The 17,980-nt window shown below is 51.4% G+C and carries 19 protein-coding genes; 8 read left to right on the forward strand and 11 right to left on the reverse strand.

The window, feature by feature from the left end:
• Positions 1–3: 3 nt before the first annotated feature.
• The 9 genes from xthA to MWU62_RS09485 all read right to left on the reverse strand — a co-directional run bounded on the left by xthA (position 4) and on the right by MWU62_RS09485 (position 7,778).
• Complete coding sequence (gene xthA, locus MWU62_RS09445; RefSeq protein WP_247114610.1) at positions 4–816, reverse strand: exodeoxyribonuclease III; 813 nt, start codon at positions 814–816, stop codon at positions 4–6.
• 81 nt (positions 817–897) lie between these two features.
• Positions 898–1,641 (reverse strand): hypothetical protein, encoded by a 744-nt coding sequence (locus MWU62_RS09450; RefSeq protein ID WP_247114611.1) that lies wholly within the window; start codon positions 1,639–1,641, stop codon positions 898–900.
• Positions 1,638–2,156 (reverse strand): DUF2878 domain-containing protein, encoded by a 519-nt coding sequence (locus tag MWU62_RS09455; RefSeq protein ID WP_247114612.1) that lies wholly within the window; start codon positions 2,154–2,156, stop codon positions 1,638–1,640. Before MWU62_RS09455 ends, MWU62_RS09450 begins: the two co-directional genes overlap by 4 nt.
• Positions 2,153–3,427 carry a cyclopropane-fatty-acyl-phospholipid synthase family protein gene (locus MWU62_RS09460; RefSeq protein ID WP_247114613.1) on the reverse strand — a complete coding sequence of 425 codons (1,275 nt, stop codon included), beginning with the start codon at positions 3,425–3,427 and terminating at the stop codon, positions 2,153–2,155. The genes MWU62_RS09455 and MWU62_RS09460 overlap by 4 nt, the downstream gene beginning before the upstream one ends.
• Positions 3,415–4,299, reverse strand: coding sequence for a DUF1365 domain-containing protein (locus MWU62_RS09465; RefSeq protein WP_247114614.1), 885 nt, complete (start codon positions 4,297–4,299; stop codon positions 3,415–3,417). The genes MWU62_RS09460 and MWU62_RS09465 overlap by 13 nt, the downstream gene beginning before the upstream one ends.
• Positions 4,300–4,301: 2 nt before the next feature.
• On the reverse strand, positions 4,302–5,567 hold the full coding sequence (locus MWU62_RS09470; RefSeq protein WP_247114615.1) for an FAD-dependent oxidoreductase: 1,266 nt from the start codon (positions 5,565–5,567) through the stop codon (positions 4,302–4,304).
• Positions 5,567–6,361, reverse strand: coding sequence for an SDR family NAD(P)-dependent oxidoreductase (locus tag MWU62_RS09475; protein ID WP_247114616.1), 795 nt, complete (start codon positions 6,359–6,361; stop codon positions 5,567–5,569). The genes MWU62_RS09470 and MWU62_RS09475 overlap by 1 nt, the downstream gene beginning before the upstream one ends.
• Positions 6,358–6,825: a nuclear transport factor 2 family protein gene (locus tag MWU62_RS09480; protein WP_247114617.1), complete on the reverse strand. Its 468-nt coding sequence runs from the start codon at positions 6,823–6,825 to the stop codon at positions 6,358–6,360. The genes MWU62_RS09475 and MWU62_RS09480 overlap by 4 nt, the downstream gene beginning before the upstream one ends.
• Positions 6,822–7,778, reverse strand: a complete 957-nt coding sequence (locus MWU62_RS09485; protein ID WP_247114618.1) for an acyl-CoA desaturase — start codon at positions 7,776–7,778, stop codon at positions 6,822–6,824. The genes MWU62_RS09480 and MWU62_RS09485 overlap by 4 nt, the downstream gene beginning before the upstream one ends.
• Positions 7,779–7,893: 115 nt before the next feature.
• Between MWU62_RS09485 and MWU62_RS09490 the strand changes: the two genes are divergently transcribed.
• Complete coding sequence (locus MWU62_RS09490) at positions 7,894–8,937, forward strand: FAD-dependent oxidoreductase (protein WP_247114619.1); 1,044 nt, start codon at positions 7,894–7,896, stop codon at positions 8,935–8,937.
• Here MWU62_RS09490 and MWU62_RS09495 read toward each other — a convergent pair.
• On the reverse strand, positions 8,927–10,411 hold the full coding sequence (locus MWU62_RS09495) for a phosphohydrolase (protein ID WP_247114620.1): 1,485 nt from the start codon (positions 10,409–10,411) through the stop codon (positions 8,927–8,929). The two genes, MWU62_RS09490 and MWU62_RS09495, sit on opposite strands and share 11 nt — an antisense overlap.
• A gap of 113 nt (positions 10,412–10,524) precedes the next feature.
• Between MWU62_RS09495 and MWU62_RS09500 the strand changes: the two genes are divergently transcribed.
• The 7 genes from MWU62_RS09500 (at position 10,525) to MWU62_RS09530 (ending at position 16,042) form a co-directional block, all read left to right on the forward strand.
• Positions 10,525–11,745, forward strand: a complete 1,221-nt coding sequence (locus tag MWU62_RS09500) for a SpoIIE family protein phosphatase (RefSeq protein WP_247114621.1) — start codon at positions 10,525–10,527, stop codon at positions 11,743–11,745.
• Between the two features lie 16 nt (positions 11,746–11,761).
• Positions 11,762–12,253 carry an STAS domain-containing protein gene (locus tag MWU62_RS09505; RefSeq protein WP_200364666.1) on the forward strand — a complete coding sequence of 164 codons (492 nt, stop codon included), beginning with the start codon at positions 11,762–11,764 and terminating at the stop codon, positions 12,251–12,253.
• Between the two features lie 63 nt (positions 12,254–12,316).
• Entirely contained in the window at positions 12,317–13,384 is a 1,068-nt protein-coding gene (locus MWU62_RS09510) for an NAD(P)H-dependent glycerol-3-phosphate dehydrogenase (RefSeq protein ID WP_247114622.1), read from the forward strand.
• A gap of 15 nt (positions 13,385–13,399) precedes the next feature.
• Positions 13,400–13,849: a phosphohistidine phosphatase SixA gene (sixA, locus tag MWU62_RS09515; protein WP_247114623.1), complete on the forward strand. Its 450-nt coding sequence runs from the start codon at positions 13,400–13,402 to the stop codon at positions 13,847–13,849.
• A 43-nt stretch (positions 13,850–13,892) separates the two neighbouring features.
• Positions 13,893–14,789, forward strand: coding sequence for a radical SAM protein (locus MWU62_RS09520; protein WP_247114624.1), 897 nt, complete (start codon positions 13,893–13,895; stop codon positions 14,787–14,789).
• Positions 14,790–14,813: 24 nt separating this feature from the next.
• Positions 14,814–15,380: a DUF1285 domain-containing protein gene (locus tag MWU62_RS09525; RefSeq protein WP_247114625.1), complete on the forward strand. Its 567-nt coding sequence runs from the start codon at positions 14,814–14,816 to the stop codon at positions 15,378–15,380.
• Between the two features lie 200 nt (positions 15,381–15,580).
• Positions 15,581–16,042 (forward strand): peptidylprolyl isomerase, encoded by a 462-nt coding sequence (locus MWU62_RS09530; protein WP_247114626.1) that lies wholly within the window; start codon positions 15,581–15,583, stop codon positions 16,040–16,042.
• 158 nt (positions 16,043–16,200) lie between these two features.
• Here the strand turns inward: MWU62_RS09530 and MWU62_RS09535 are convergent, their stop codons facing one another.
• Positions 16,201–17,853, reverse strand: coding sequence for an electron transfer flavoprotein-ubiquinone oxidoreductase (locus tag MWU62_RS09535; RefSeq protein ID WP_247114627.1), 1,653 nt, complete (start codon positions 17,851–17,853; stop codon positions 16,201–16,203).
• Positions 17,854–17,980: the final 127 nt, after the last annotated feature.

The following is a 17,980-nucleotide window of genomic DNA, read 5'->3' on the forward strand; positions in this document are numbered from 1 at the left end:
ATCTCAGAGTTCAAAGGTCGCCCAAACCGGGCAATGATCGGATGGACGCTCCATCGCGCGGAAATCATAAGACACGCCCGCTTCCTTTGCTTTAGGCAGCAGCCCATCGCTCGCCATGATGAGGTCAATACGTAGGCCTCGCTTGGGCTCACGTTCAAAGCCTTTGCTGCGGTAATCAAACCAACTGAATGTTTGTGCCTCATCCGGATGCAGGTGGCGGAACACATCGGTATAGCCGCGAGCCTCAACTTGGCCTAACCATTCCCTTTCTTCCGGAAGAAATGAACATTTACCGGTGCGTAACCAACGCTTGGCGTTGTCCGGGCCTATGCCAATGTCTTTATCCGTGGGGGAAATGTTCATGTCGCCCATAATCACCACGTGGCCATCCCGCTCATTAAGTTCATCCAAATAAGCCATGAGGTCTGCGTAGAATTTCTCTTTGGCTGGAAACTTGATGGGGTGGTCGCGGCTCTCGCCCTGAGGAAAATAACCGTTAAGAACCGTAAGCTTTTTGCCATTGACGGTGAACTGCCCGGTAATCATTCGCCGCTGGGCGTCGTCTTCGTCTCCGGGGTAGCCCTTTAAAACCCGATTCGGCTCCATTCGGGAGAGCAGTGCAACACCATAGTGGGTTTTCTGACCGTGAAAATGTACGTGATAGCCCAGTTCACGAATGGCCTCAACCGGAAACTCTTCGTCTCGTACTTTGGTCTCCTGAAGGCCGATGAAATCCGGGTTATGGCTTTCGATCAGCGCCTCAAGCTGGTGCAGGCGAGTACGTATACTGTTGACGTTAAAAGACACAAACATCATGGCTAAACATTCTCCGGCGTTGGTTGCCGCAGAAGTTTAACACATTGGGACCTGTGCACTGCCTACCTGAAGGGTGCAAGATTAGGGGGTAAGTTCACATTCCGGGTAGGTGGTTACATTATAGCGGATGGTTGCAGTGAAATTTTGATCGGCATTCTCGCGCACATTGGTGAGGCCAGAATAGACTGTGAGCACACCCTTTTTGCTATAGCCGAGGACAATAGGGTCCACCAATAATTTGAGCATAAAGCTGTCTGGGCGAATTTGTACTAAGTGATCTGCTTTCACGGTCTGGCTTTGCGCAGGCTCCAATACAAACGCGTAATCGGTTCCTCGAGTTGGCGCCAGAAAACGAAATTTTACAGACTCATCGTTAATAACCTTGTGCCAATTCCGGCGCACAAAATTATCAAAGCCTGCGTCAACCACCAATTCGTTGGAAATCTCAAGGGTCGACCGACTGGTATCACCTCCGGGCTGTTGCCACACCAGATTCACGATACCTTTAGCAGGATAGGTGATTTCAAGAAACTCGTTAAAATCCGGCTGACGGAAATTCACCGCTGGGCGAACAACCGAAGAGCTGTAATCCAGCCACTTTTCTGCGAATGGTTGATCGCTGCCGCTAGAGGGCAGGTAGGTTACGAGGTGCTTTGCTGGTTGGAATACGCCTTCCTCACACTGGCCCTCGATTCTATGCTCCTCTTCGTATAGCACTGTCCCATCGTTTTTGGCGGCTGATCCGGTAAATTCGAACAAATCTGCACCTACCGGTGCAGCCATAGACGCTGCCACTAATAGAACTCCACCGCGTATGGCCGTCATGACAGCTCCGGGTACAGGGATTTTCGGGTAAACAGCAGCAACGGAAACACCAGCAGCCAACCAATAGCCAGAGCCGTAAGTGAGAGAGCAAGATCCGGCAGGGCAACCGCTCCTAATCTACTTGCCGACCAGTAGGCAAACGGGCCCGCAATGGGGGCAAACACGAACGCAAGCCAGACCTTACGGCTGATCCAGTTTAGGGAGTGACTGAGGGTGGTCATGAATGTCGCCCAGATAGCAACCAGCCATAGCGGGGTAATCACCAAAGCGTCGCTTCCATTATCAAGAACGCCAGTGTTGAGCCAGAGACCATCTAGCAATGAGCCTAAAACCGTTCCCAGCGCGATAAACTGCAGCTCGGTTAAGCGGTTCTGGCTCACCAGTACAAAATGGATCACCAGAAACGACAGCGCGACGGCTGGACCAATCAGGTCGGGGTAGACTACGCAAGAAAGCCACCCAGCCTGAAAGAGTATAAAGTTCAGTATATTACGAGCTGTTTCTGATGTGATCATACACTCAGTATGTTCCGCCGTTTGTTACCGGGTTTGGCGAAAACCAACTGTGATACACCGATAGCTCTCTCGCTAAAGCCTGCTTCGCAGTAGGCAAAGTAGAAGTGCCAGAGCTTGCGAAAAGCCTGATCGTAGCCCATAGACTCTAGGGTTTCGCGGTTGGCCATAAACCGATCGCACCAGTGCCGGAGCGTGCGCGCATAGTGAAAACCGGTGTCTTCCGAGTGAGTCAAAACCATATTGGATTCATTGCGCACCGATTCCAGAATGGCGCCGAATGACGGTATAAAACTACCGGGAAAGATAAACCGTTGGATAAAATCGACGTTTTTCAGGGCGCGCTGGTAACGCTGCTCCGGCATGTTAATGGCCTGAACCAAAGCTATTCCGTCTGGCTTCAGTAGCGCGTTAATTTGACTGAAATAGCTGTCCAGAAACTGAGGGCCTACGGCTTCAATCATTTCAATGGAAACCAGTTTGTCGAACTGGCCCGCAAGGTCACGATAATCGTCGAACAGTAGGGTGATTTTATCTTCGAGGCCTTCACTGCGAACCCGCTCTTGGGCAAGTTCCAGTTGTTCTTTGGAAATTGTGGTTGTGGTTACATGGCAGCCATAGTGTTTAGCCGCATGGATAGCGAAGCCTCCCCAACCGGTTCCTATCTCTATAACTCTGTCACTTGGCTGCAAATCCAGTTTTTTGCAAATGGTGTCGAGTTTGTGAACGGCAGCTTCCTCGAGCGTGGAATCGTCGCTCGGATAAATTGCGGAGGAGTACATCATGGTCGGGTCGAGGAACGTCTCGAACAAGTCGTTTCCTAAATCGTAATGGGCGCTGATGTTCTTTCTCGAGCCGTCTTTTGTATTGCGGTTAAGCCAGTGCAGCCCTTTGAGCGCTGGTTTGGTCACCCAACTGAATTTGTCTTCAAACTCATTCATGCGGTCAATATTACGCGTAAAGAACCGGAGCAGCGCAACAAGATCCGGTGATGACCAGTCCCCGGCAACATAGGCTTCGGCAGCGCCTACGCTACCGCCTGTCAGCAAATCGCGCCAAGTGCTTGGATCATGAATAATCAGCTCTGCAGGTTGATGCGCATCGCTACCATCCCCAAACACCAGATCCACCATTCCGGATTCACGAATGGTGAGCCTGCCGGCTCCCAGTTGCCGCAGTTGTTGGATCACCAAATTGCGCGCTACCCGGCTAACCATTGAGATATTGGCCTGGGGGGCGGCGACAGTATTTGCAGGTGTATTCAGGTTCTCCATGAGCTTACCTTTCCTAGAGTCTTGTTTGAGTCGTCTGTGCTGGTTACATCTGCTCCCTGATCGGTGCTTCCTAGCCTGTGGGCAGGATCACTATCGGCGAGCTTGTCCGGGTGCGTGTAAAAAGGCGCACCTTTGAGTTTCAGCTTCAGGGCGTGCCAGTAGATACCGGCTGCCACCTTGAGTGCCTCCACCGGAAACTGGCGCAGACTTTTATGGAGAGTTTTACGTGTGAGAGGGGCTCTATGGACTACAAGTGTTGCATCAAAATGTTTCTTTCCTTCTTCGAGCACGTTCATGTGGATTCTCAAATCCGGTCCACGGAAGCTGAACGTCCATTCGTACTGCTGTGCCATGGCGTTGAATGGGGATACATGAAAACGCTTGGTAAACTCGAATTTTTCGGTACGCCAGCCAGCGGCATTGGGCTTGCTGTTTGTGCTTTCCAAACAATAAACATGACGCTCATGCCAGGGGGTATTGGTAATCTGGGCCACGATAACAGCGGGAACATCGCCGCTGGCACCGTTCTCGCCAGCGCGATAGCAAAAGTAAAAGCTCACAGGATTGAAAACATATCCTGCGTAACGAGGATGGGTTATGAGTTCCACAGCGCCATCAGGTCGCCAGCCGGTGGCGGTTTCAACATGCGCGCGAAGCGCTTCTGATAAGTCACCGGCCTCGGGCTGAAAATAGTCTTTGCGCTTCAAAGACACCCAGTTGAAGCCTTCCAGAGAAAAGAAGGGGCTTACGTTGGCTATTTGGTTCCACTCATCGGTATTCAAGGCGAGCATGCCAGTATGGTATTCAAACTCGTGCCGAACCGGATACAAGCGCCGGTGCCGGATGGAGCCTTGTAACCATTGGCTATCCATAATCAGAGCTCCACACCAAAGTCACTGGTTACCCGCAGCGCGCTACGCACGCCATCTTCATGGAAACCATTGAACCAATAGGCGCCGCAGTAATGCGTGCGATTTTTGTTACCAATCTCGCTGTAACGCTCCTGAGCTTCTACCGCATCCAAGGTGAACACTGGGTGAGAATAATTGAAGCGCTTGATGACCTTGTCTTGGGCAATATCTTGGCTTCGGTTTAGGGTGACGCAAAAAACCTCTGGAGCCTGATGGAAGTTCTGCAGCACGTTCATGTTGTATGTTACCGAAACCGGCTCTGTGCTGTGCTTTGGAATATAGTAATTCCACGCGGCCCAAGCCCTGCGATTATCTGGCAGAACGCTGCTGTCTGTGTGCAGCACCACATCGTTCTTCTGGTACGGAATGGCTCCTAGAATATCACGCTCTGTATCACTCGGGTCGGCTAGCATGGCTAGCGCTTGATCACTATGGCAAGCAAAAATAACCTGATCGAACTCACGAGTCTGGTCTTCTAGGGTAACCGTAACGCCATTTTCATCCCGGCTAACCGCCTGTACTGGCGTATTCAAGTGCGTGTGTTTTCCGAGTCTTTCCATCATGGCCTTCACATACTGCGCAGAACCACCCGAAATAACCCGCCACGTTGGGCGATCGTCCACTGACAACATGCCGTGGTTATTAAAGAACTGGAGAAAAAAGCGTATTGGGAACTGTTTGAGAACGATTTCCGGGGCCGACCAGATGGCTGCTCCCATAGGTACAATGTAGTAGTTGCGGAAGTACCGGGAATAGCCATTACGGTTTAAGTATTCTCCGAGTGTTTCTGTACTGAGGATCTTACCGGCAGCCATGTCAGCACGGGTTTCTTTATTGAACCTCAGGATTTCCCGCACCATATTTAAAAAGCGGACATTAAACAGATTTTTACGCTGGGCGAAGAGGGTGTTTAAACTCGTGCCGTTGTATTGCAGGCCCGTTGTGCTGCTATCTACACTGAAGCTCATGTCGCTGACTTCCGAGGGCACTCCCAATCTCTCCATAAGGCGCATAAAATTCGGGTATGTCCAATCGTTGAACACAATAAACCCCGTATTTACCGGCCAGATGCGCCCCCCGGCTTCTACAAACTCGGTATTGGTGTGGCCACCGGCGTAGTCAGCGGCCTCAAATATTTCGACATCGTGCTTTTCAGCGAGAAGCCACGCTGCTGTAAGGCCGGAGACTCCGGCGCCAATAACCGCAATACGCTGACGTTCGTTATTCATTATGTATCCTGTTCGCTTGAACTTTTACGGGCCATGGAAGCGGCCATGCGGTCAATTAATGACTGGGGCAGGGCGCCCAGACACTTCAAAATCCATGTAAAGCGTTTCGGGAAGGCAATTTCGTTGTGGCCTTTAGTAAGACCGCTGACGATTCGCTCTGCAGCATCTTCGGCTGTGACTAGAAAAGGCATAGGGAAATCATTCCGGTCGGTCAGTGGCGTTTTCACAAAGCCGGGCGACACCAACACAACATCAATACCTTCTACAGCCAAATCGGCTCTTAGGCTTTGGGCAAAATAGGCTAGGGCTGCTTTGGATGCGCCGTAACCCTCCGCACGGGCAAACGGAAACCACCAAGCGGACGAGCCTACAATAACCAAAGTGGCAGGCAACCCTTTGGCTCTGGTGCGCCGCAACGCAGGCAAGGCAATTTCAACACAACGGGCTGTGCCAATCACGTTGGTATATATGTTCTTCTCGATCACATCACTGCTGTAGTGAGCGGCATCCAGATACTCACAAGTGCCAGCATTCAGAATAGCCATATTTAACTCGCCGAAGGATTCCAATGTTGCGGAAATCGATTGCAAATCCTCCTTGCTGGTTGTATCTGCCGCTGCCGTTGCGACGCGCTCTGGCCCGAGTGTTTTCAACTGATCCAGAGGCTCTACGCGGCGCCCGGTAACTATCAGCCGGTGTTTGCCGCGTATCAATGCACGGGTTACTGATTCACCGATGCCAGAGCTGGCGCCGGTAATCCATATGTTAGATACAGAGTCGAGACGTTTACTCATCCTGCGTAACCCTTCACCCAGCGGATGACACCACCGATCACAGGGAGGTTTTCATACAGCAGTTGCCCAGCGTCGAAATAGTCTCGGTGGTAGCATATTTTGCCGTTTTTCACGACCACATGACTAATGCCTGCAACCTGTATCTCATGGCCACCACGAATGCGCTTGTGGCGAAGGTGCATCACCCAAGGAATGGAGGCGGAGCTGCCTTGGACCACCGAGTCCTCAAAAACAAAGTGACATGAAATAACATTTGTGTAGGCGCTAGCGAAGTACTGAGTTAGTGCATCAAGACCTTCGACCTGACCCAATGGGTCCTGAAACCTTATGTTTTCGCTATACACCGCTGGTAGGGTATGCAGGTTTCCCTTATCCAACTGGTTAAACAGAGCCTTAAAGTCCTCCAGAGTTGCGGGCACAGCACAGTTAGGGTGTCCTACTTCTATTACTGGGGCGGTTGTCATTTTTGCGCCCTCCTCATTTGATCGCGTTGGCGGGTTTCTTCTTGAATGTGTTTAGGTATCGGGTTTAGATCCCAGATAATGCCCAGTTTCGACAGAGCCCAAAGCCCATACCAGGTTACGTCGATTTCGTACCAGCGGAAGCCCTGTCGAACGGATTGGGGCCAACGGTGATGATTGTTGTGCCAGCCTTCCCCTAACGTCAGGAGGGCGAGCCAGAAGTTATTGCGACTGTCGTCAGAGGTATCGAATCGTCGCTTGCCCCAAACGTGCGACAGTGAGTTGATGGACACGGTGGCGTGAAACAGGACAACCGTAGAGATAAAGAAGCCCCACACCAGCATCTGCAGGCCGTTGGTGCCAAGCCCCGGCGCCCATACTGCAAGGGCTTCGCCTGTGCCATAAATTAAAATCGCGGCAGCAGCAGGTACCAGCGCGTCAAATCGGTTGATGACTCTCAGTTCAGGAAACTTTAACCAGTCGCGAATGCGACGTTCGTCTGTAACAAAGCCTGCGTCACAGGTAAACCACCCCATATGGGACCACCAGAAGCCGCCTTGATGCGGGGAGTGCAAATCCTGCTCGCGGTCCGAGTGCTGGTGGTGGTGCCTATGGTGGGCAGCCCACCAAAGCGGTCCACGTTGGGCAGCGCTTGCACCTAACACAGCAAATATAAACTGCGCCTGGCGACTGGTTTTGAATGTCTTATGGGCAAAGTAGCGATGGTAGAATCCGGTAATGGCAAACATTCTGACAACAAAGAAGATGAGTGCGAAACCGACGGCGAATGCACTTACACCTGTATAAAATGCCAACAGGCAGGCCAAATGTAACGCAATAAACGGAATTACGCGCACGAAGCTGAAAGAACGGGAGGTTCTGTCTATGTGATCCAAACCTGCTTCGGAATCGAACCACCTTAGAATGTTTACAAATAAGTTTTGAACGCGGGTCATACCCTGACTGCCTTTTTCTGAATGGAACCTGTTCAGCGATGTTTTCCGAAGTACCGGGCTTTGTCGCTTGCTGGTTTGTACGCTCTGACCACAGTACTTGGATGCACCATAAACCATGTTTAATGAGACGCTCACTAAAAATGTTATACGCCGTACCGCGATCGTTGGTTCAGGCCTAGCGGGTTTGACTGCTGCTATAAAGCTAAAACAGCTGGGACACGACGTGACTGTGTTCGAAAAAAGCCGTGGTCCCGGTGGCAGGCTTGCCGCGAAACGGGTTGCAGAGGGATCGGCGGATATTGGAGCGCAGTATTTCACGTCTCGCACTCCGGACTTTCTTCCGTTCCTTGAAGAATTTGCTGGCAGCCGAAGTTTTAATACTTGGGATGGCTCATTTGGTTTTCAGGATAAAGAAGGCCAGTGGCAGGCGTTCCCTGATGAACACCGGTACGTGGGCGTGCCGAGAATGACAGCGATTTCCCGGGCTCTTTCCAGCCATGTAAATCTGATTGCGGAAACGCGCATAGAGAGCTTAAAACGAAACAGCAAAGGCTGGCGGCTCACTGATACCAGCGGTGATGAAGTAGGCGAATTCGATCAGGTAATTATCACCGCGCCGCCAGCTCAGGCCAGAGATTTGCTTGCACAAAGCAATTTACCGGAACTGGCTGCGGAGCTTAACGATGCCGTAAGCCGGGTTTTGCCTTGCTGGGCGGTGGCTGCGCAATTTACAGAAAACCCATGGCCGCGCCACGTTGGCATGCGGTGTAATCACCGGGCGCTGTTCTGGGTTGCCAACAATTCCAGTAAGCCCGGCCGTAAAACCTCGGACCAGAACAGCGAAGGCGTATGGTGGGTGTTACACGCGAACCCTGAATGGACTGAGCAACATGTTGATGCGGCGCCTGAAAAGGTCACGGAAGAGCTCATTGCGGCATTTCGGGAGCTGACAGGTACAACGGCAATGGTGACGGATTCCGTTGCTCACCGCTGGCTCTATGCTCGCTCAGAAGGTGGTGCCAATCCCGGCCATCTCTGGTTTGAAGATCACGGCATCGGCCTTGCGGGCGATTGGCTCAGCGGTGGCAGGGTTGAAGGCGCCTTCGACAGCGCCTCCAGTTTGGTGGCTGCCTGCAAAGATCAACCTGTTAGCCGTTAACTCCGAGGCTGGGCTTTACGGTGGTGTCTGGCCTTGTGTAGAAATGGGTGATGGTTCCGTCGCTGAACTTGCTGAAAAAGGCACTTACATTGGTGATCTTTTTCAGCGAGCGGGTACGGTTAACAGGGTCTCGAACCAATACCTTAATGCCATTGAAGTTGTCCTGAATATTGGAAAAGCGAGCCCGCATGGAGCAGGTAACCACATGGGCCGGGTTAAGCTCCATTGCTTCGGCCAGCCAAGCGCTGTGACTGGCAATGCCGCTGGTGGAAAGATCTTCCCGTGTATCTAGGTGGTTCAATTTTACCCGGTTCACAATACAGAACGAGAAGCTCTCAGGTCGCTGGCGGGCGACTTTCCGGAAGGCTTCCCAAAAAAAGTTGTCTGTGAGTTCGGCAAAGTACCGCATATTGCTGAGGCAGGTGTCGATCCATTCAAAGCTTTCCGGGTCTTCCAAAACCTCGTTAATGGCTTCTCTCAGTAGCCAGTCAAACCCCAGAGCTGTTTTGTGGGCATAGACTTTGCGGTACATCTGATAGCGGCTGTAAACAAAGTCCTCCAGCGCGCCAAGACCTTTCTGGGTAATGGCTAGGCCCAACCAGGGTTCTGACTCATCCCAGCCAAAACGTAAGTTGCTTAAAAGATGGTCAAGATTGAACCCGCCAATCGTAACGGACGAATGAAACCCATCACGCAGCATGTAATCGGCGCGGTCGGCGTCAATCTCACCAGATACGATGGATGAGAGCAGATCCAGAACCAAGCGTGGAATGTTGTCGCTGATCAACGATCCGGCTTCAGCGTCTTCACCCGCAATGAAGCCCCAAAAAGTTCGAGCATGGCGACAGAAGGTATCGCTGGGCGTAACCTCTGTGGTCTCCATTATTCCGATAACATCTTGAGCGTGGAGGCCTGCTGCGTCCAAATCCACTACGGATAGCACATCGTGCGCTACCCGAACGGAATAGTGCTCATGCTCAAGTTCTTCCGGCTCTGCGCTATGGTAGGCGGAGTAATCAACACCTTCCCAAAGGTCGGCAAACCGCCCTGGGCGACTCATGAGTTCGCGAATCCGTTGAGCCTGAGTGAACTGGTGGGAGAAGCTAGAGTGTCCACTGTCGTGAAGCAGACAGCCAAGGCGGATGGTTTTGGCCAAGTAATCAATAGCATCCAGTTGATTCAAGCTCAGGTCGGTTTGCTCACTGAGTTGACGCTCCCGCAGGTAGGCGTCAATCATTGAGCGGAACATGCGAGTGCCCACATGCATTACGCCAATACTGTGCAAAAAGCGGGAGTGCGTGGCACCGGGGAATACCAAGCTGAGGATGTCGTTCTGGCAAATATTGCGCAGACGTTGGAAAAGCGGATGGTCAATCACCTGAACTTCGTGCCGGTATAACGGAATCGCGCCGTGAACCGGGTCCATAATCAGCTTGTCATAAGCCCCTAACAGGTCATTTACCGCTCTTCTCATTCGCAGGAATCTCCGGATTTGGCCAAACTGGCCTTGTTATATCACAGGGGCATGCCAAAATAGGTTTTGACACGCCATTTTTCGTTTATCGCTGGTAGTTTAGGGCAGCAGCCATGACCTCGCGCACCGGGCGCCTACTTATTCGAATACTGATCATTGATTCAGACGAGAAGGCTCGTGCAGATCTTGCGCGCCACCTTGAAACCAGAGGCTTTTACGTCTCAGGCTATCGCGATCTCTCAACTGCCAGTGCGGTAATTGACGATAACATGCCCGATGTTATCTTTGCAGATCTGGATCCCGTGCAGATAGAAAGCCTGGCGGACCATCTGGAGGAAGCCGAATCCCTCACGCCCATTGTTGCCTTCTCATGCAGTGAATCCAGCAAGCAGGTCGTCGATGCGCTTCGAGCAGGCGCTTCCGATTTCGTGCTTAAGCCTTTTGGTAAAGACAAGAAAGCTCTGGGCGACGTGATTCGCAAGCTGCTTGATCGTGTACGTTTGAGCCGTCTGAACCAGTTATATCGGCAAGAGCTGGAAGAAGCCAATCGAGACCTACGAGACGGTATTGCTGAATTGCGCGCAGATCAGAGAGCTGGGCGCAAAGTTCAACTTCGCATGCTGCCGGAGAAAGAGCAGTTCACCGGTGGTTTGTTTGTGGATCACTTAATTAAGCCGTCGCTCTATCTGAGCGGCGACTTTCTGGATTATTTTCCGCTCACCGAAGATAAAACACTGGTCTATATCGCCGACGTTTCTGGTCACGGCGCCAGTTCTGCCTTTGTAACGGTGCTACTGAAAAACCTCAGTAATCGTTTACAACGCAACCTACGCCGGGGGTCTACTGACGACATTCTCTACCCCGACCGTTTTCTTCAACGCATCAACTCGGAGTTGCTGGATACGGGCCTGGGAAAACACGTAACAATGTTTGTTGGTATTATTTCCCTGAGTGAGCGTAAATTAAAGTATTCGGTGGGGGCTCACTTCCCAATGCCGGTGCTTTCCTTCGAAGGCGGAGAGACAGCGTTTCTGGAAGGTAGCGGGCTTCCTATCGGGCTCTTTGAATCGCCGCAGTGGGAGGTTTATGAAGTCTCACTGGATAAGCCTTTTCACCTGATTCTATTTTCAGACGGAATTCTGGAGGTGATAAAACAGAAGAGTCTTGATGAAAAGGAGCAGAGACTACTTGAACTCGTATCTGCAGGTCGTCACACTGTCGCATCTCTTAGCGAGGCTCTTAACCTCGACGAGATCACAGAGTTACCGGACGATATCGGTATTGTGACGGTTACTGATACGGTGACAGTGTCAGACAACACGTCGATGAAATAGTGGCAGTGTGAGAGACATGGCTGGTTATAAAATTCTGCAGGCTGAAAAACAGGGCATTTATGTTCTGAAGTTCATTGGAGAAATCCGGCTGAACCTATGCTGTACATTAGACAATCTGGTTGATTCCATTACCTTGGATCCGCAGTTCAAAACTGTGGTGATCGATCTCACTGAAACCGAGATCATAGACAGTACTACCCTCGGCCTGCTCGCCAAGATCGCCATGGCAGCCCAAAAGCAAAGCCACTTTTTACCCACGCTGATCTCCACCAACCCGGACATTACCCGTATTATCACCTCCATGGGGTTCGATAAGATCTTTATTATTGTTCGTGAGCCCGCCTCGCGCATTGAAGAACTTGAAGAAATACCTGTGCTAAAGGCAAGTGAACAAGACGTTCGGGATAAGGTACTGGACGCCCACAAAGTGCTTATGGGGCTGAATAAACAAAATCGGGAAGAGTTCAAGAATCTGGTGCGTGCTTTGGAATGTGAAGAGCCCGGCTAAAGGTCACACTTCTCATTTCGGCTTCGCTGATTCGTATCTGAATTAAATAAAGACGGAACAACTATGCCTGAAAAAAATAAGCCTCTTGCAAATGAGGCCGAAGAGCCGGTGCATGATGTGGCGGTTCTCGGAGGCGGCAGCTTCGGTTCTGCCATGGCAAAAGTGCTCGGTGAGAATGGCCATCGGGTGCACTTCTGGATGCGCGATGAGGCTCAGGCCGAAGAAATCCGCACTACTGGTATAAACAGTCGTTACATGCCCGATGTGGAAATTAAAGGCGACATACAGCCGACCACAGATCTTGCGGGCGCTGTCCGCCAAGCAGAGATCGTATTTGTAGCTATCCCCAGTAAGGCCTTCCGCGCAGTCATACGTGAAAACAGCGACAAATTCCGTGAAGGGCAGATTGTTGTAAGCCTTACAAAAGGCATCGAAGCGCACGGCTTTAAGCTCATGAGTGAGGTTCTTCAGGAGGAAATTCCCCGCTGCCGCATTGGCGTATTGAGCGGCCCGAATTTGGCGAGTGAAATTGTAAATCGAGACCTTACAGCAACGGTTATCGCCGCTAAGGACCCGGAAGTAAGGCGAGCTGTTCAGGATCTGCTGGGGTGCGAGTATTTCCGCGTATATGCCAACGTTGATATTTACGGCGTTGAGCTTGCGGGCGCACTCAAGAATATCTACGCGATTGTTGCTGGCTTGGCCTCTGCGCTAAACATGGGTGAGAATGCCAATGCTATGTTGATTACACGCGGGCTGGCAGAAATGAGCCGTTTTGCTGTCAGCCTCGGTGCCAACCCAATGACGTTTATGGGGCTGGCCGGTGTAGGTGATTTAATTGTTACCTGTACGTCCTCAAAAAGCCGTAACTTCCGGGTTGGCCATGCTGTTGGCCAAGGGAAGAAACTGGATGACGCAGTGGCTGAACTGGGTCAGGTAGCAGAAGGCATTTACACGCTGGAATTGGTAAAAGAAAAGGCTGAAGCCATAGGGATATACATGCCTCTGGTACGCGGCCTCTATGAAATTCTCTACGGGGATGCGTCCATCAGCGCAGTAATAAATAGCCTGATGATGTCTGTACAGAACTCCGACGTTGAGTTTATTCTGCCTAGAACCATCGCTGAGTAATACCGGAGGTTGCTTATGCACCTGCTTATCATGCGCCATGGTGAGGCTGGCTGGCACTCGCTGGACCAAGAGCGAACGCTCACCGAAACCGGCCGGCAACAAGTTGCAAACTGCGCTGCCCAGATAGCCGCGTCGCCTTGGCGGCCTGTTCAAATTTGGAGTAGCCCCTATGTGCGGGCAAGACAGACGGCAGCTATTGTTTCTGAAATTCTGAATTGCCCGGTGGAGGAAAAGACCTACATTACCCCGGAAGACGATCCCGGGACCTGCTTAAACGCCTTACTTGAGAACCAGCATACACCGCTGATGCTGGTGTCGCACATGCCGTTAGTGGGCAGCTTGTCTACGCTTTTGGTTGACGGGCATCGCCGCGGCATTCCTTTTATGACCGCGCAGGCTGCGGTGCTTGATATGCCAGTGGTCGGCCCCGGCTGCGCAGACTTGAAAACCCAGTTTTTGCCCTGACTACTTCAGCATCAGAGTCACTTCTAATTATTGAGTACAGAGCATGTACAGTTTTCCTATTGAGTATGTAGAGCCAGTTTTTCGGCCTCCCAGTGAAGCAAAATCGTTGATTCTGCCGGTGACTAACGGCTGCTCCTGGAATAAATGCACCTTCTGCGAGATGTATACCCAGCCTCAGAAAAAATTCCGGGCGCGCAAGCCAGAAGATGTTCGTAAGGATATTGAGAAAGCAGCAAAAAGCTTGGGTGGTGTAAGGCGGGTTTTCTTGGCAGACGGAGACGCCATGGTGCTGCCAACCCGCAGATTGCTAGAAATTCTGGGCGATCTGAATGCGGCCTTCCCGGAGTTGCAACGAGTCTCCAGTTATTGCCTGCCGAGGAATCTTGCGAAAAAGACTGTAGAAGAACTCAAACAGTTAAAAGAAGCGGGACTGAAGATTCTATACGTTGGTATGGAGTCAGGAGACGACGAAGTCCTTCGGCGCATAAACAAAGGGGAAACTTGGGAATCAACTCGATCTGCCTTGCTGAAAATTCGGGAAGCCGGGTTGACCAGCTCAGTTATGGTGCTCAATGGTTTGGGCGGTGAAACGCTTTCGCGCCAACACGCGATAAATACCGCCACTCTGTGCAACGAAACCCAGCCGGACTACTTGTCTACTCTGGTGGTAAGTTTCCCTCAAGGCGAAGAGCGTTTTCGCGAAGGTTTTGGTGAGGATTTTATTCCGCTTTCCCAACAAGGTTTGTTTGAAGAAATTCGCACTTTTCTGGAGCACCTTGAGCTGGAGAAGACCGTATTTAGAAGTGACCATGCATCAAACTATTTAATCCTCAAAGGAAACCTTGGGCGGGACAAACAGAAGCTTTTGGATCAAGTTAACCTTGCTATCACAAGCCCCGGTGCAGTTCCGCTAAGACCTGAATGGCAGCGTGGTTTATAAATTACCGGTTTGCGGAGCAGAACTATGAGTCAGAGCCCGGAGAACCTTGCCGAGCAAGTGCAGAAAACCGCTAAGAATGTCAGCCGGCCGCCAATCGATAAGTGGCACCCAGAGCTGTCTGGCGATATGGATCTGAAAATCAGCAGAGACGGACAGTGGATTCATAAAGGTGAACCACTGGGCCGGGAGGCCATCGTGAAATTGTTTTCCACGATTCTACGCCGAGAAGACGATGGTCACTACTATCTGGTTACTCCTGTAGAGAAATGGCGGATTCAGGTTGAAGACACCCCCTTGCTGGCCCACTCTTTTACCGTTGAAGGCAGCGGCGAACAGCAGATTATAAGGCTGACAACCAATGTGGGAGAAACCATTGAGGTTGGTGACGAGCATGCACTCGAAGTGACTAGTTACGATGGCTCCGGGCAACCTCGTCCTATAGTGCAGGTACGACACGGGCTCGTTGCCCGCCTTGTAACTGCTGCCTACTACGACCTAGCAGAGCATGTTGTGGAGAAAACCATTAACGGAAAGTCGGTGCTAGGCGTTTTCAGCCACGGAAATTTCTACAAAATCGGGCAGGGCGGTTGAAAAGCCTGAAGGCGCCCCCAGAAATGACGGTGGAAAACGCACAGTATCAGTTGTTAAACTGTACTTTCGTGCTTGTTACGAGCCCGGCTCTCAAACGAGGCCTGGTGGTCGTTAGTCCCTCTGTTCAGTCTGGCTGTTCATGATTACTTTCGATTGCCCTTAATCAATCAAACAGTCATTGCGACACTCAAGGAGATCACATGGCCCAACCTCGCGTTGTTACCATCCACTACACGCTTACCAACAATCAGGGAGAAGAGCTGGACTCCTCCCGTGGAGAAGGTCGCGAGCCATTGGCTTATCTGGAAGGTGCACAAAACATCATTGGTGGGCTGGAAAGCGCACTCACCGAAAAGAACCCAGGCGATCAGGTAAAAGTTTCTGTAGAGCCAGCTGAAGGCTACGGCGAAATCAACGAAGAGCTGGTTCAGCCAGTCCCGCGTACTGCTTTTGAGGGCGTAGACACTATCGAGCCGGGTATGCAGTTCCAAGCCCAGACTCCAGGCGGCCCTCAGGTTGTTCGTGTTGTGGAAGTGAGTGAAGAAACCGTCACCATTGATGCGAACCACCCGCTAGCTGGCGAAACTCTGCACTTTGATGTTGAAGTCATCGAAGCGCGTGATGCCACTGACGAAGAAAAGGAACACGGCCACGCTCACTAAGAGTGTTGGTTCCGTTTTCTAAAAGGCTCCTACGGGAGCCTTTTTAGTGTCTGGGATAAGCCAGGCATAAAAAAACGGAGGTGCAGCCTAAGCTGTACCTCCGTTTCAAAAGCAACCATTAAAAACTAGCTGGTGATGCTTTGGGTTAGTAAGCCAAATTACATATTGGGATAATTTGGTCCACCACCGCCTTCCGGCGTTACCCAGGTAATGTTCTGCGAGGGATCTTTGATGTCACACGTCTTGCAGTGAACACAGTTCTGGGCATTGATCTGGAACCGTTTACCGCTGCCATCATCCTTCTCAACCACCTCGTAAACCCCTGCAGGGCAGTAGCGCTGAGCAGGCTCATCGTACTTGGGTAGGTTATGGTTGATGGGAATATCCGGGTCAGTCAGCTTCAGGTGAACCGGTTGGTTCTCAGCGTGGTTGGTGTTGGAAATAAACACCGAGGTAAGCCGGTCAAAGGTCAGCTTATTATCCGGCTTGGGGTAGTTTGGCTTTTTGCAATCAGCGGCGGGCTTCATCGCAGCGTAGTCTGGTGTTAGATCACGCAGCGTGAAAGGCAGACTTCTGCGCAGAATGTTCTGCTCAAAGAATGCGATTGCACCGCCAATGAAGTTACCAAACTTGTGCATTGCCGGGCCAAAGTTGCGCTCGTCATAAAGCTCTTTGTACAGCCAGCTCTTCTCAAAGCGACCAGCAAAGCTGGTGATTTCTTCACCACTCTTGCCGCTCTTGAGGGCTTCAAAAACGGCTTCCGCGCCCAGCAGGCCAGATTTCATAGCAGTGTGGGAGCCTTTAATCTTGGAGCTGTTTAGCGTACCTGCATCACAGCCAAGTAGCAGGCCGCCGGGAAAGCTCATCTTGGGTAGAGCGTTGTATCCACCTTTGGTCAGAGCGCGGGCACCATAAGAAACACGTTTGCCGCCTTCCAGATATTGCTTGAATTCCGGGTGGGTCTTCAAACGCTGGAACTCTTCAAATGGGCTCAGGTGCGGGTTGCTGTATGCAAGGTCAGCAATCAAGCCTACGTAAACCTGACCGTTTTCAAGGTGGTAAAGGAAGGAGCCGCCGGTTGAACCGGTTTCCGTCAAAGGCCAGCCAGTGGTGTGTACAACCAGTCCTGGTTCGTGTTTGGCCGGGTCTATGTCCCACAGTTCTTTGATGCCGATACCGTAATGCTGTGGGTCTTTGCCTTCGTCCAGTTTGAAATCTTTAATCAGCCGCTTGCCTAGATGGCCACGACAGCCTTCTGAGAATAAAGTGTACTTAGCGCGCAGTTCCATACCTGGCATGTAGCCGTCTTTTTCAGAACCGTCGGCTGCAACACCCATATCGCCGGTAAGAATACCTTTAACTTGGCCGTCTTCAATAATAGTCTCGGCTGCAGCAAAGCCCGGGTAAACCTCAACGCCCAGAGCTTCGGCCTGCTCACCAAGCCAACGGCACAGGTTACCAAGGCTAATAATATAGTTGCCATGGTTGTGCATGTTCTTGGGGACAAAGGCGTTCGGGATTTTGGTTCCCTTTTCCTGATCTTTTAGCAGGAAAATATCGTCACGGGTAACCGGGGTGTTCAGGGGTGCGCCTTTCTCTTTCCAGTCCGGGAAGAGTTCATTGAGAGCGGTTGGCTCAAAAACAGTGCCAGCCAAAATATGTGCACCAATCTCAGAACCTTTCTCAACTACGCATACCGTCAGTTCTTCGCCAGCTTCCTGTGCCAACTGCATAACTCGGCAAGCTGCCGACAAGCCAGCAGGCCCGCCGCCGACGATAAGAACATCAAATTCCATCGATTCGCGTTCCACGTTGGTCTCCTCAAACATCTTTAATGGATATTATATGCCCGCAGGCTTTTTAATTTCTGGAGCGCCATCATACCGTTAAAAGTATTCTCAGACGACTACCCATAGCCCAATGCTCCGGCTTTATTGC

The sequence above is a fragment of the Marinobacter sp. S6332 genome (assembly GCF_023016045.1).
Classification (GTDB): Bacteria; Pseudomonadota; Gammaproteobacteria; order Pseudomonadales; family Oleiphilaceae; genus Marinobacter.